General features: G+C 36.4%; 10 protein-coding genes, 1 tRNA gene and 4 pseudogenes. 10 read left to right on the plus strand and 5 right to left on the minus strand.

Annotation, left to right across the window (positions count from 1 at the left end; genetic code table 11):
- Positions 1-40 precede the first annotated feature (40 nt).
- The 3 genes from mnmE (at position 41) to OPR52_RS00965 (ending at position 2692) form a co-directional block, all read left to right on the plus strand.
- Positions 41-1369, plus strand: coding sequence for a tRNA uridine-5-carboxymethylaminomethyl(34) synthesis GTPase MnmE (gene mnmE, locus OPR52_RS00955; RefSeq protein ID WP_265038280.1), 1329 nt, complete (start codon positions 41-43; stop codon positions 1367-1369).
- A gap of 47 nt (positions 1370-1416) precedes the next feature.
- Positions 1417-1504 (plus strand) — tRNA-Ser (locus tag OPR52_RS00960).
- Between the two features lie 168 nt (positions 1505-1672).
- A complete protein-coding gene (locus tag OPR52_RS00965) occupies positions 1673-2692 on the plus strand; it encodes an NAD(P)/FAD-dependent oxidoreductase (protein WP_264723163.1) in 1020 nt (339 codons plus the stop codon).
- On the opposite strand, the gene OPR52_RS00970 is transcribed toward OPR52_RS00965, so the two are convergent.
- Complete coding sequence (locus OPR52_RS00970) at positions 2654-2797, minus strand: hypothetical protein (protein ID WP_264723164.1); 144 nt, start codon at positions 2795-2797, stop codon at positions 2654-2656. The genes OPR52_RS00965 and OPR52_RS00970 overlap by 39 nt on opposite strands.
- Positions 2798-2982: 185 nt before the next feature.
- On the opposite strand from OPR52_RS00970, the pseudogene OPR52_RS00975 reads away from it, so the two are divergent.
- Positions 2983-3815 (plus strand): annotated as a pseudogene (locus OPR52_RS00975) (IS5 family transposase).
- Here OPR52_RS00975 and ltrA read toward each other — a convergent pair.
- The 4 genes and pseudogenes from ltrA to OPR52_RS00995 form a co-directional block, all read right to left on the minus strand.
- Positions 3790-4992: a group II intron reverse transcriptase/maturase gene (gene ltrA / locus OPR52_RS00980; protein ID WP_265038281.1), complete on the minus strand. Its 1203-nt coding sequence runs from the start codon at positions 4990-4992 to the stop codon at positions 3790-3792. The pseudogene OPR52_RS00975 and the gene ltrA overlap by 26 nt on opposite strands.
- Positions 4977-5405 carry a hypothetical protein gene (locus tag OPR52_RS00985; RefSeq protein ID WP_264722787.1) on the minus strand — a complete coding sequence of 143 codons (429 nt, stop codon included), beginning with the start codon at positions 5403-5405 and terminating at the stop codon, positions 4977-4979. Before OPR52_RS00985 ends, ltrA begins: the two co-directional genes overlap by 16 nt.
- Before the next feature lie 47 nt (positions 5406-5452).
- Positions 5453-6013, minus strand: a complete 561-nt coding sequence (locus tag OPR52_RS07580; RefSeq protein ID WP_406833387.1) for a group II intron maturase-specific domain-containing protein — start codon at positions 6011-6013, stop codon at positions 5453-5455.
- Between the two features lie 168 nt (positions 6014-6181).
- Positions 6182-7217 (minus strand): annotated as a pseudogene (locus OPR52_RS00995) (reverse transcriptase domain-containing protein); the annotation flags it as partial.
- A gap of 900 nt (positions 7218-8117) precedes the next feature.
- Between OPR52_RS00995 and OPR52_RS01000 the strand changes: the two are divergent.
- From OPR52_RS01000 to OPR52_RS01025, 6 genes and pseudogenes are all read left to right on the plus strand, one after another.
- The gene (locus tag OPR52_RS01000) at positions 8118-9143 is read left to right on the plus strand and encodes an extracellular solute-binding protein (protein WP_264722857.1); all 1026 of its coding nucleotides are present in this window, start codon (positions 8118-8120) and stop codon (positions 9141-9143) included.
- Between the two features lie 203 nt (positions 9144-9346).
- Positions 9347-10234, plus strand: a complete 888-nt coding sequence (locus OPR52_RS01005; RefSeq protein ID WP_264722858.1) for an aspartate carbamoyltransferase catalytic subunit — start codon at positions 9347-9349, stop codon at positions 10232-10234.
- A gap of 623 nt (positions 10235-10857) precedes the next feature.
- Positions 10858-11690 (plus strand): annotated as a pseudogene (locus tag OPR52_RS01010) (IS5 family transposase).
- A gap of 89 nt (positions 11691-11779) precedes the next feature.
- Positions 11780-12639 (plus strand): IS630 family transposase gene (locus tag OPR52_RS01015; RefSeq protein ID WP_265037751.1). Its coding sequence is split into 2 segments (ribosomal slippage): positions 11780-12104 and positions 12104-12639, totalling 861 coding nucleotides; the frame shifts between segments, so codons are not numbered across the junction.
- 112 nt (positions 12640-12751) lie between these two features.
- A complete protein-coding gene (locus OPR52_RS01020; RefSeq protein WP_265038283.1) occupies positions 12752-13171 on the plus strand; it encodes a hypothetical protein in 420 nt (139 codons plus the stop codon).
- Positions 13172-13193: 22 nt separating this feature from the next.
- Positions 13194-14405: pseudogene (locus OPR52_RS01025) on the plus strand (AAA family ATPase); the annotation flags it as partial.
- Positions 14406-14422 lie beyond the last annotated feature (17 nt).

The raw sequence follows: 14422 nt of genomic DNA on the forward strand, positions 1-14422 counted from the left end.
GTTTCTTAAGTGTAATATTGCTAAGTAGTTTATATAAATAATGACAAACACAAATGAAACTATTTTCGCTTTATCGACCGTATTTGGTAAGTCAGGAGTTGCAGTAATTAGAATTTCAGGCAACTATGCGCTTAAAGCTTTAAATCATTTTCATATTAAGAAAGAAATTAAACCAAGATTTGCTACTTTAGTTGATCTATATGATGATTCCAGTCAATTGATAGATAATGGAATAATCATCTATTTCCCTGCTCCAAACAGTTTCACTGGCGAGGACGTTATAGAGTTACAAGTGCATGGAAGCAAGGCAGTTATAAAAATCATCTTGGAGGAATTATCAAAAGTTTTCGTTATGGCCAAGCCTGGAGAATTCTCACTTAGGGCTTTTCTAAATGATAAATTTGACTTAACGCAAATAGAAGGGATTGCAGACTTAATTGATGCTGAGACGAAAATGCAAGCTAAACAAGCGATTAAGCAGATATCAGGAGAATTGGAGAGACTATACAGCAATTGGAGGCAAAGATTGATAACGATACAATCCAAAATCGAAGCATATATAGACTTTCCAGAGGACATTTGGGCAGAAAAAAGTGAGTTGGAAAAAATTAATAATGAAGTGCAATCTCTCGTGCGATTGATACAAGAGCATTTAAATGATAATAGACGGGGCGAAAGGTTGCGTGAGGGTTTACATATTGTAATAACTGGTGAACCAAATGTCGGTAAATCAACTCTGTTTAATTTCTTAGCCAAGCGTGATATTGCTATTGTTTCTGAATATGCAGGCACAACAAGAGATATACTTGAAGCTCATATTGACATTGGCGGATACCCAATCATTCTCTCTGATACTGCTGGAATTCGTGAGAGTTCAGATCCAATAGAATCAGAAGGTATAAGTCGAGCGAAAAAGAGGTCTTTTGAAGCTGATTTAAGAATAGAACTATTTCCTTTTGAACAGCGTCATAATATCAATTGCAACGTTGTAAATAGCGATACTATTTATGTATTGAGCAAAGCTGACGATGTTATCAATAATCACAATATAAAAATTAATGGCATAGATTTTCTACCTATTTCTATTTTAAAGGGAATAGGTACAAACAAATTGATCTCTCTCATAAAAGAGAAGGCAGAGGAAAAATTTGGGCATGATAGAGACACTCCTGTAATCACTCGGCAAAGACATAGGAATCACATGCAGAAAGCACTGGAACATTTACAACGTTTTAATATCGATAATCCAATTGAGTTGATATCTGAAGATTTGAGGCTTGCTGCATTTGAACTTGGTGCAGTGATTGGGATTATTAATGTTGAGGAAATATTGGATAGTATATTTAGCAACTTTTGCGTGGGCAAGTAAAGCTTTTATAGATTGCTTAAAATCAAATGTTGTGATAGAAAAGAAATGGACGGATGGCCGAGCGGTTTAAGGCACCAGTCTTGAAAACTGACGTACGTGATGAGCGTACCATGGGTTCGAATCCCATTCCGTCCGCACAGCATCTCGCTATGCTAGCTGATTTTTAGAGCTTATTTGGACTATGTGGTTCATAACGCTGGAAATCTTGTCTAATCTAGCCACATCTTTTAAAAATACATCCCTTTGTAAATTGACCTTGTTAGCAAAGAAAGCTAATATCTATAAATAGATCACCATCTGAATATGAAAACCGATATAGTAATAATAGGTGCAGGACCTGTTGGAATATTCACTGCTTTTCAAGCGGGAATGCTTGATATGAAATGTCATATAATAGATGTTTTGGATCAAGCAGGAGGACAATGCACAGCTCTTTACCCAGAAAAGCCAATATATGATATACCTGGTTATCCTGTAATTACTGCCCAAAAATTAATTGAGCAGCTAATGGAGCAAGCTTCGCCATTTAAGCCTATTTACCATTTAAGTCAAAAAGTAGAAAAGATTTCAAATAACGAAGGTGAAAGCTTTACTGTCATAACGAACATAGGTACAGAGGTAAAATGCAAAGCCGTTATTGTTGCTGCAGGTAACGGAATGTTTGAACCTAACCGCCCACCCTTGAATGGTATATTAGAATATGAAAATAAATCTGTATTTTACAGTGTAAATAAAATTTCTGATTTTCAGGATAAAACTATAGTCATTGCAGGGGGGGGTGATTCTGCGGCTGATTGGACTGTAGAACTTTCTAAAGTTGCAAAGAAAATTTATGTGATACATAGAAGAAAGGAATTTCGCTGCACTCCTGAAACTAGAAATAAATTAGAATCACTTGAAATTGATGGAAAAATAGAACTGGTAGTGCCATATCAATTACACGAACTAGCAGGAAGTAATGGGCAGTTGAGCGCAGTGATAGTAAAAAACATTGCCTCTAAGGAAGAAAAAGAAATATCCGCTGATTTTTTGCTGCCATTTTTTGGATTGTCAATGAATCTTGGTCCAATAAACAATTGGGGTATACAGTTAGAACATAGCCGCATAGTTGTCGACCCAGCTACACTTAAAACCAGTAGAGATAGGATATATGCAATCGGAGATATAGCTATTTATTCAGGCAAACTAAAATTAATACTAAATGGTTTTGCTGAGAGCGCCATGGCTTGTTATGACATATACAAAGTAATCCACAACTCTCCAGTCAATTTTCAATATTCAACCTCAAAGGGAATTCACGGGAAAGAAAAACTTGTTCGGTAGAAGCTGTAGCTTTACTCCTCTCGTTTGAGTTTTATTACTACAACTCCCCCTAAAGAACCGTGCTTGCAGATTTCCCGCACACGGCTCATCAATATTAGTTTTCACAGTCGTCCCTCTTATGCATATAAAGAAAAATGTATTTTTGGCTTTGGTAATGGATTTACTTCTACGTAGTGTACAAACTGTTCCCAGGTCATACTCTTTTTCTGACTACGCCGATTTATCCATTTAGAGGTTGTCCGGAAACAAGTAAAAGGCTATAATATCTGAAATTTTAGTACGGGGTAAAGATGAGAAAAAAGTATCCAACAGATCTAAGCGAAAGGGAATGGGCAAGAATAGAAAAACACTTCAGAGTATCATACAAGAAAGGAGGAAGGCCGCCAAAGTATAGCAAAAGAGAAATATTAGAAGCAATTTTCTATGTATTGCGTACAGGGTGTCAATGGCGGTATTTACCAAATGATTTTCCGCTATGGAAGACTGTGTATGAGCAGTTCAGGCAATGGAAGAAGCAGGGAATTTTTGAGAAAATGAATTATGAAATTACAAAATATAGTAGAAGAAAAATAGGAAGGAATGAGCAGCCGAGTGCCTGTATAGTAGATAGTCAATCTGTAAAGACTACAGAAAAGGGGGGATCAAAGGCTATGATGGAAGTAAAAAAGTAAAGGGTAGAAAAAGGCATATAATTACAGACACTCAGGGTTTTATACTAGGTTGTTACGTAGGCGCTGCTAACGAAAATGATAGAGATGGTATTAAAATAGCATTAAACAATATGAGAACAAAATATACTAAAGTTAAAAAAATGTGGGCTGACATGGGATACCAAGGAAGAAATTTAAAGAATCACATAAAGGAAGAATATGACATAGATATTGAAATTGTTAAAAGGCCTCCATGTAGATTTTGGGTGCACAAAGATACGCCACCTGAGCTACTACCAACAAGAGAACAAGGGTTTAAAGTACAGCCAAGAAGATGGGTTGTAGAAAGGACTTTTGCTTGGGTTAATAGGAATAGAAGGCTATCGAAGGAGTATGATTTACTCACAACATCCACTGAGAATTTCATATACCTAGCTATGAGTAGGGTTATGTTAAAGAGGGAATATGCTTGAATTTACTTGTTTCCGGACAACCTCTCAAACACCAATAATTTCCGCTAATACCAAAGTAGTTATAGTGTCCTGTTAATTTAGCCTTCAGTACTTGCCACCAATCTTTAAGTCGAATACTTCCGCGGACTATTTTCAACCACTCCTTGATTTCTTTTAGTTTTCTGGCTAGATTTAACTTAGAGGTTTTATGTCCCATCATTAATCTACCACGACGACTTTTTGCACCATAGTGCGTAAACCCCAGAAAATTGAAACTTTCCGTCCTTCGTTTCTCTCTTATCGCTCGTTGCCACTCCCTCTTGCCAAACTTTACTACTCTGGTCTTGTTTTCAGATACTTCCAACCCAAATTTATTTAGCCTTTGTTTCAGTAATTCCAGAAATTCTTCCGCGTCTACCTTACTTTCGCAACAAACCACAAAATCATCGCAAAACCTTATTTGTTGTATATATCCTCTGGATCTTGATTTAAATTTCTTTTCTATCCATAAATCCAACACATAATGTAAGTATATATTTGCTAATACAGGACTTACTATACCGCCTTGTGGTGTACCTTGTTTTGTTGCTTCATAATTTCCAGCTTCGACTATCCCTGCCTTGAGAAACCGCTTTACTAACCACAGCAAATTTGGGTCAGTTATTCGTTCCCTTAGACACCTCATTAGCCATTTATGCTGTATATTATCGTAGAACTTCTTGATATCCACTTCTACAATGTAGTTTATTGGCTTGTACTTAACTGCTTTATCTAGTGCATTTACCGCTTGATGACAGTTTCTTCCAGGTCGAAATCCATATGAGCTGTCCAGAAAGTTTGCCTCGTAAATATTTTCTAATATCTTCTTCAGCATAATCTGTACTAATTTATCCTCGGTCGATGGTATTCCGAGTCCGCGTTTCTCTTTACTTCCAGCTTTCGGTATATATACCCTCTTTACTGGTTGTGGTTGATATTGCTTCCTCTTCATACTTTCTACTAGCACTTCGAGTTTCTCATTCAGATTTTCTCCGTATGATTCCACTGTTATCTGGTCTACTCCACAAGCCTTGTTACGCTTCAGTTCTTTATAACATCTCGCAAGATTCTCTGTATTTATCAGATGGACTAACGATGTGAATTTTAGTCGCTTATCTTGCTTTGCTCTTACTGCTATCTGGTTTAGTTTATATCGCATGTTATTCCTACCTCCGTTGTATTGGCATAGCAATCCCTATTCCAGTTACTATATTGCTGATCGCTTCCCCTTGTACGTGGCTTTCCCACATTCTGAGTACTATCAATCAGTCCGACTTCCCCTGCATCTTCCGCTAGTTCTTGCCTTTGTTGACTTGTTCCAACGTACCTTAATAGGAATGCATGGGATCTCCCAAGTTCACTTGAAGTCCATTTCAATACATGGCACGGTCTCAGATCCCGATAGAGTGAGTGATAACTTGCCTTTACGTTATCCTTCATGCTGTCTTCCATGGCCATGAACATGTCGACCTCTATGTCTTCAGGTATTTCGGGACTCCACTCCTTCACTTCCGTTGTGCCCTGCATTGTCCATCCCACTAGCTCTATTACACTCGTTACCTCATGCAACATAGTGGTCTGTTCCAAACTTTTGGCTAGACTTTGTTTGTGTTGGATTTTCACCAACTGTTCTCCAAGCACTTCTTGGCGCACCTTGGCGCACCTTGGCAATGCCCGTGCAATAAAGACAAATTTCCTATGGTATTATTGTTCCTATTTTTGTCTTGATGATGCACTTCAATTATGTCCTCTGACCTAAAATATAGCTGACAATAATTACATTTACCCTGTTGCATCTTCAGTAATTTTATCACTCTTAGTGACTTATCTGGTACTCTACGACTGCTCCAATATATCCAGTCTCCATCATATGGAGATTTTGCTCCTCTCACTTTGATATGCCGCTTAATAGCATGGTCTCCATGTTTGATAAGATATTTTCCATTACTTGTCATAAACCTCCAATTATCATTCTTATACCTTTTAAAGTATTTCCTCTTTATCCAGTATTTGCCTTTATTTGTATGTTTACGTACTGCCCATTTCCATAGTTTTCTAAACATAACGCTATCTAGTAACTCGAAGACTTTCCTTGAAATCACTGAAGTATAATATTGACACCATCCTCTAATAAGTGGATTTAGGTTTTTTATAATAGCTTCTTGTGGTGCTCCACACATTTCTTTAAGTTTGTACTTAGCGGTTAATGTATATCGTTTTATAGAGTTGCGGCTCGGTTTTATTAGTAACTTGTATGTTTTCTTACCTTGTTTTACTGTATGCTGTCGTATTGTAAATCCAAGAAAATCAAAGCCTGGTTTTTTTTCCTTTAGAGGATTCAATGAATGAGAAATTTTTGTCTTTGATGACTTTAATTCTAATCCAATGGTTTTTAACCATTCCTTAATTAAAATCTCTGCCTTAAGCACAATTTGCTTACTTTCATGAAATACCACAAAGTCATCGGCATAAGTAATTATGCTGAGTGATCTTTTTGCCTTTTCTCTACATGATCTACCAAGTTTTTCTTTTCTATAGCTTCTTATCTGATCTGCCATTGTTTCTTTTAAATAGCTTTCTAAACCATTTAGAGCGATACAGGCGAGCAATGGAGAAATTGTTCCTCCTTGGATAGTACCACTTTCAGTTGGTTTATATATTCTATTTTCCATAACACCTGCTTTCAACCATCCTCTTAATATTTTCTTTAACGTTGGTGTGGGTTTCAAGTAGTTTATTATGGTTAATATTGTCAAAGCACCCAGATATATCAGCATCTAAGATGAATGCTGTCTTTCGACTCAACGCTTGAAATATTGCTTCAATGGCGTCATGACATGATCTACCAGGTCTAAAACCATAAGTGTTTGGCTCAAATTTTGCCTCCCACTCAGGTTCTAAAGCCATTTTTACAAGTGTTTGTTTTGCTCGACACGATATAGTGGGTATCCCCAATGGGCGTTTCTCATTCTTTCCAGGTTTTGAAATCCAAATGCGTCTTGATGGCTTTGCTTTCTCCCTTATATCTAAGGAGTTTGCCAATTGCAATCTTTCTTTTTGACTAAGGTTAGCTTTTCCATCAATACCTGCAGTTTTTTTCCCTCTGTTGTCCTGAGTTACCCTTCTAACTGCTATCGTTCTTGCACTTGTTGATTTGAGTAATAATCTCTGAAGATTGTGCATCTTTTTGATATCATTACCTTGTGAAGCTCGGTAAATTCGTTTTTGTAGCTTAAACGAAAATTTCTCTAGCTTGCGCCAAGGAATTTCATTCCATTCATACCTAACATTTTGTTGGCTCATAACATATTCACTACTATTTACAACTTTACCTTCCAAATTACAGTGTCCACGTCTGCATATCCTAGACATTACCCTAGGCATTAGCTTCTTAAACAATCCCTCCACACAGAGACTTGCGGTTGGCTACCTGCTTGTTACTCTTATAAAGATTAACAAGAGCTTCCATGTGGTTACTCCGTTCCATGAAACCATTTCGTGTTGGATTTAGGTTCTTACTTTTTGCCGAGAGATCGGAAACATCTTGATTAAACGTGAGCATTTTAATCATCCATTCTCTGTACCTTTTGGTTTATGCGTATCAACCTTTTTTTTCGCATATTTGCAATGACGACAATTCAAACATAAGTTTCTTTCGTAACCATATCTAACTCTTCTCGAGAGGATTTATTATAAGGTTTAATATTACTCCCTTTTAGTTCATGCTTGCACCCTAGAAAATTGCCAATTTCCTAAAATGTGAACTATGATTTCAACCAGATGTTATGGTGGATGGAATTTAACCATCATGATTTCATGACATCGGATCGCACACTCACTTTTGCTCTATGATTATCTTTATTATCTTGCTTTGTCTACCTTATTCTACCACTCCGCTGAACGGATACAATTTACTAAACAGAAAAAAAGGCAAAAGAAACCCTAGGGTAGCTAGTTATTCACTATCCATTTTTTAAGTTGGCGTTTTTTAATGTTTTAAATAGCGCATTTCAGCTTATATTAGGTAAAAACCTAGAAATATTGTGAAGACATAAGGTGCACATAGTGCAAAAAATTAAGCATGATTTACGCCAAATACATTAAGTTTTTTGTCATTAATCCACTGCAGAGATTGCGAAGATAAATAAATAGCTTCAGTGTTATAATAAGGGGGCTGGCGAAGCTTGTCAAGAAAGTTTTTATGATTTATCTAACGAACTTTACACTTGCTAAAGTTGTACCATCTTGGTAACTTTAACTGAAAGAAGTTATTTTTTATCCAATATGAAAAAAGCCTTTATATTCACATCCTTAATAGCAATTATATTGATAGTTATTACTTATTTATACAGAAACGACGGAACTAATGACTCACAAGTGGTAAATGTTTATTCATCGCGCAAAGAAGAATTAGTACGTACTTTGTTTGATGAATTCACGAAAAATACAGGTATTAAAGTACGTTACATCATTGATGATTATTCTCAGCTACTTTCACGAATGGAAAACGGTGGTGAAGCTGACTTATTTTTGACTGCTGATGCAATCAACTTAATTCTAGCAAAAAAAAGAAGACTTTTATCTCAAGTAGATTCAGAGGTTTTAAAAAGTGTTATACCTGCAAGATTTAGAGACAGTGAAGATTATTGGTTTGGTCTTACAAAAAGAGCTAGGATATTGGTTTACAATAAAGAGTCAGTAGACCCTAAGGACTTAAGTACTTATGAAGATTTAGCAAATGAAAAATGGAAAGGAAAAATATTAGTGCGTTCTTCTACAAGTCCATATAACAGATCGTTAATTGCTTTTATGATTGCAAATAATGGTTTTGAAAAGACGAAAGAATGGGTAAGCGGAATTGTGAGCAATATGGCAAGAAAACCAAGTGGTGGTGATACTGATCAAATTTACGCCGTAGCAGCGGGTGAGGGAGATGTTGCAATAGTAAACAGCTACTACTTTGCGAGAATTCTTTCATCAGAAAATAAAAAGAATGTTGCAGACAAGCTAGGGGCTTTTTTTCCTAATCGCAACGATCACGGTGTAATGGTAAACATCAGTGGTGCAGCAGTAACAAAAAACGCAAAAAACAGGGAAAATGCTATAGTCTTATTGGAATTTTTAGTAAGCAAGCAGGCTCAAGAGTTATATGCTAAAAAAAACCAAGAATATCCTATTATTGAAGGCGTTGAAACTTCCGATATACTAAAATCTTGGGGAAATTATTCACAAAGTGATTTGCCTCTAAGTGAACTTGAGAAGCATCTTTTTGAGGCTGTTATGATAGCGGATGAGTGTAAGTGGAAGTAATCCCCAGCGCCACTAAACATTGGGATGAAAGATTTATGCTAATATACCTTACTCTTGACTCGCTGAACTTTTTCTTCCTTCTAACTTAATTTTGACTTTACTATCTTTTTCCGTTCTTTCACCAAAACAATTGCTGCACAAGAAGTCTATTGAAAAAAGGTAATAAGAAAGTAGAATAGGTTCAAGTAGTTGAAAAGGAAACTATGAACAAGAGAAGGAATTTGTTAAACATCTCAGACCTTACAGTCGATGATGTAGAAAATATAACTAAGTTGGCCAACCAGTACCTTAAAAAAGAAGTTACAAATGGTCATATCTTGGAAAATAAGACAGTAATAAATTTATTCTTTGAAGATTCAACGCGTACACTTGCGTCTTTTGAAATAGCAGCAAAAAGCCTTGGAGCAAATGTTGTAACTTTGCCAATAAGATCTTCTTCTATTAACAAGGGAGAAGATCTAAAAGACATGATCAAAACATTAAATGCAATGAATCCTGATTACATAATAATCAGGCATAAAAGTAGTGGTATCATTAATACACTGGCAAAGTATGTTAACTGCTCGCTAATCAACGCAGGCGATGGAAGCAGTGAACATCCAACTCAAGCTCTTGCAGACTATCTTGTAATCAGCAGTCATAAAAAGCAAATAAAGGATCTCAAAGTTGTGATATGTGGAGATATTCTGCACAGCAGAGTTGCAAGGTCAAATATAAGGTTGCTAAAAATGTTTGGAGCAGAGATAAGCTTGGTCGCACCACCAACTTTAATTTGTAAGCATTTTCCTGAAGTAGATTCAGTCCATTATTCATTAATTGAAGGTATAAAAGATGCTGATGTAATTATGCTTTTAAGGCTGCAGAGAGAGCGCATGAATAATAGTTTTTCAGAGAAAGAATATTTTCATTTGTATGGACTTGATTCACAAAAGCTATCATACGCAAAACCAGATGCGATTGTTATGCACCCAGGGCCAATAAACAGAGGGATTGAGATTAGCAGTGATGTAGCAGATTGTGTTATTTTACAGCAAGTAGAATTTGGATTGGCAATACGTAAGGCAGTGTTGCACTATTATAGGCCTTGCTAATATTAAAAGATGCTACACAACTAATGCAAAAAGGGGGGGCATGAAATGACAAGGCTTGTAAATGGTTTGAGAATGGCCATTAAGATGTTAAGGCCGAGGATATGGTGTGGAAGTTTTTACGAAAGCCTGAAGTCAATCAACACCCTTGCAGAACGGCAAATTAGACGGCTATCGTAAAAACAGCTTTTTCACCTGGTCGGAACATGGAGAAAGATTTGTGGAAAGAATGTTGTCGATATTTTTGACATCACGTCTCAATGGCCAAAATCCCTTCCAAAAGTTACGACTGCTTAGTTCTTTATTCATTCTCACAATCCGTGAACGGTTACAACCTGGATTCCAGTGGGCTTTGTTGCATCGCTAGCTATGATGGATTAAAGATAAAAAAGATAGGGAATATCAGTAGCTTATTATTCTGGTATTTATAACAAGAACGGTCAATGAATACCTAAATTTGAGTAAAAGAAATTTCACTACCATTTACCAATCCGGCTAAAATTCAAGAATTTCAATGCTTTAGCTATTTTCAATAGAATTAAATTTATTAATATAAATAACAAATTAGAGGTTGTCCGGAAACAAGTAAAAGGCTATAATATCTGAAATTTTAGTACGGGGTAAAGATGAGAAAAAAGTATCCAACAGATCTAAGCGAAAGGGAATGGGCAAGAATAGAAAAACACTTCAGAGTATCATACAAGAAAGGAGGAAGGCCGCCAAAGTATAGCAAAAGAGAAATATTAGAAGCAATTTTCTATGTATTGCGTACAGGGTGTCAATGGCGGTATTTACCAAATGATTTTCCGCTATGGAAGACTGTGTATGAGCAGTTCAGGCAATGGAAGAAGCAGGGAATTTTTGAGAAAATGAATTATGAAATTACAAAATATAGTAGAAGAAAAATAGGAAGGAATGAGCAGCCGAGTGCCTGTATAGTAGATAGTCAATCTGTAAAGACTACAGAAAAGGGGGGATCAAAGGCTATGATGGAAGTAAAAAAGTAAAGGGTAGAAAAAGGCATATAATTACAGACACTCAGGGTTTTATACTAGGTTGTTACGTAGGCGCTGCTAACGAAAATGATAGAGATGGTATTAAAATAGCATTAAACAATATGAGAACAAAATATACTAAAGTTAAAAAAATGTGGGCTGACATGGGATACCAAGGAAGAAATTTAAAGAATCACATAAAGGAAGAATATGACATAGATATTGAAATTGTTAAAAGGCCTACATGTAGATTTTGGGTGCACAAAGATACGCCACCTGAGCTACTACCAACAAGAGAACAAGGGTTTAAAGTACAGCCAAGAAGATGGGTTGTAGAAAGGACTTTTGCTTGGGTTAATAGGAATAGAAGGCTATCGAAGGAGTATGATTTACTCACAACATCCACTGAGAATTTCATATACCTAGCTATGAGTAGGGTTATGTTAAAGAGGGAATATGCTTGAATTTACTTGTTTCCGGACAACCTCTTATAGCTCTTTCCATAAAAGTCCGGATGTGATAGGATAAGGGTAGATGATGATAAGGAGGTTGAATGCCAGCAGCATATAGTTATGATTTAAGAAAAAAAGCAATGGAAGCGCTAGACGAAGGAGAAAGCAGAGAAACAGTGGCAGCAAGATTTAAGATTGGACGAACTACTTTATGGGAGTGGCAGCAAAGAAGAAAAGAAACAGGAGACTTTCAATCAAAAAAACTTGGAAATGGGGGTTACAATCACAAAATTACCGACTGGGATACCTTTGCCAAATTTGCCAGAGAACACGGAGGAAAGACTCTATCGGAAATGGCTAAACTTTGGAACAACGTTAGTATCCAAACGATCTATCGAGCCCTTAAAAAAATTGAATTTACGCGCAAAAAAAGACATATGGATACAAGGAAAGAAACGAAGAAAAACGTGCTGAATTTTTGAAAATTATAGCGACAAAAGAACCTAAAAACTTAGTGTATATAGATGAGTCTGGCATTGATAACACCGAAGACTACCCCTACGGATATTGCCAGAAAGGACAGCGGTTTTATGCCTTAAAATCTGGAAAGAAAACTCAACGAATCAGTATGGTTGCAGCCTTAAGTGGAAGAAAGATAGTTGTTCCGTTAACCTTTGAAGGCCACTGTAATATGGATGTTTTTAATGGATGGTTTGAGCAATTTTTGACACCGATCTTGGAACCTGGACAGACTGTCATTCTTGACAATGCTACTTTTCATAAGTCTGATAAGATTATCGAGCTTGCTAAAGGGGTTGGTGCAGAAATTTTGTATCTGCCGCCTTATTCTCCAGATTTCAACAAAATTGAGCATCATTGGTTTGCTATAAAAAACAGAGCCAGGAAAAACATTCCTCTATTCGAATCCTTTCGTCGTGCTGTTGATTCTGCCTTCCTATGACCTGTTCGGACTATTATGAGAAATGCTATACATCAGGGAACGCATACAACAAATCATAACTAATCAAAGGCTGCCAAATCTAGCAGAAGAAAACTTGATTGTTACTACAAAGATGAGATTAACTTTAAACGATGAAGGTATAGAGAGAATAAAAGAGATTATAGGAGAAAAATTTAAAACGATAGACCTTATCGTTTTGGATTCCCTTGACTATGAAAATATATTTTCCGGTCTGCAAAGCAGAATAGAAAAATTACGTTCTATAATTAATCCTATGGCTGGAATAATTATTACACGTCATACCAGAAAAGTATCCACAGCTACATTAGCAAAAAGTCCTTTTCAAGCTTTAATTGGTGCTAATGCTTTAAGAAGCTTTTATACATCTGGTATGGTAATGTTTCAACCAAATAAACGTGCAAATGTCTTGCAAGTAGTATATGAGCTAAGAAACGGTAAATCAATACCAGCAAAATTCATTAGCAGAGTAAATGGGCGTTGGCAGAACTCTAAAGTTATAGCTACGGCTTAATTTGTCTGCAAAAACGGACAGCATGGTAGAGCTAAAAACTCAGATTTTGCAAAACATCAGATCTTGTCTTTTTCATCTGTTACCAAGAGGGACATTTCGTGGTGATAAGTTTTATGTAGGTGATGTACAGGGTAACAAAGGCAAAAGTACTGTAATAGAGTTAACAGGCGAAAAAGCTGGATTATGGAAAGATTTTGCAACGGGAGAAGGTGGTGACATTATCGACCTTTGGGCAACAGTACACGGGAAGAATGCGAAAACAGAATTTCCTGAAGTAATGCTCTCAATAAGTGAATGGCTTGGCATCAAAGAAAAAAATAATATTAGAGATCTAGAACAATATCTGACTTGTAGTTGGAACTACTACGATGAAAATAACCAATTGATTGTAATAGTCTACCGTTATGATCCTCCTTTAGAGAAAAAACAGTTTAAACCATTTGATGTTAAAAAACAAAGATTCAAAGAGCCAGAGATAAGGCCACTCTACAACATTCCAGGTATTTTAAAGTCCAATAAGGTTATTCTGGTTGAAGGAGAAAAATGCGCAGAAGCACTTATAGAGAAAGGAATTACAGCTACACCTGCGATGTTTGGAGCAAATGCGCCTATTGATAGAACAGATTGGACTCCGCTAAAAGGTAAACAAATTATCATTTGGCCAGACAATGATGAAGCAGGTAATAAATATGCCAAAAACGCTGAAAAGAAACTTTTAGAACTTGGTGTTGCATCACTTGCTACGCTTAAGATTCCACCAGATAAACCAAGGAGTTGGGATGCTGCTGATTGTGTGTTAGAGGGAATAAATATTGAAGAATTTATCCTTAGCACAAATAGTCCTTATCATAGAAAGCCACTCAGAATAGATACTAGAGCTTGGACTAATATTGCTCCAGAAAGGGAATGGATTGTAAAGGATTGGCTTCCTGTTGGTAGTGTTACAGCTCTTTACGGTGATGGTGGTGTTGGAAAATCTCTCCTTGCTCAGCAATTAATGACTGCTGCTAGTACTGGTAAATCTTGGCTAGGGATAGCAATTGAGAAAATCAAGACATATGGTGTATTTTGCGAAGACGACACAGAAGAGCTTTGGCGTAGACAATGTGCAATAAATAAATTATATCAGCTTGATATGAAGTCTCCTGATTTTCTTAACAACATTTGTTTATCATCTCGTACAGGAGAAGATAATTTACTGATGGTATTCAATAGTAAAAGTACAGGACAATTAGAGGTTGTCCGGAAACA

It is taken from the genome of Wolbachia endosymbiont (group A) of Hylaeus communis, from assembly GCF_947251915.1.
Taxonomy (GTDB): Bacteria; Pseudomonadota; Alphaproteobacteria; order Rickettsiales; family Anaplasmataceae; genus Wolbachia; species Wolbachia pipientis.

Bases quoted from the DNA above. Each gene is read 5' to 3' on its own strand.
- mnmE (WP_265038280.1), top strand. From the start codon at position 41: ATGACAAACACAAATGAAACTATTTTCGCTTTATCGACCGTATTTGGT.
- OPR52_RS00965 (WP_264723163.1), top strand. From the start codon at position 1,673: ATGAAAACCGATATAGTAATAATAGGTGCAGGACCTGTTGGAATATTC.
- ltrA (WP_265038281.1), bottom strand. From the start codon at position 4,992: ATGCGATATAAACTAAACCAGATAGCAGTAAGAGCAAAGCAAGATAAG.
- OPR52_RS00985 (WP_264722787.1), bottom strand. From the start codon at position 5,405: ATGTTGCATGAGGTAACGAGTGTAATAGAGCTAGTGGGATGGACAATG.
- OPR52_RS07580 (WP_406833387.1), bottom strand. From the start codon at position 6,013: ATGTGTGGAGCACCACAAGAAGCTATTATAAAAAACCTAAATCCACTT.
- OPR52_RS01000 (WP_264722857.1), top strand. From the start codon at position 8,118: ATGAAAAAAGCCTTTATATTCACATCCTTAATAGCAATTATATTGATA.
- OPR52_RS01005 (WP_264722858.1), top strand. From the start codon at position 9,347: ATGAACAAGAGAAGGAATTTGTTAAACATCTCAGACCTTACAGTCGAT.
- OPR52_RS01020 (WP_265038283.1), top strand. From the start codon at position 12,752: ATGAGATTAACTTTAAACGATGAAGGTATAGAGAGAATAAAAGAGATT.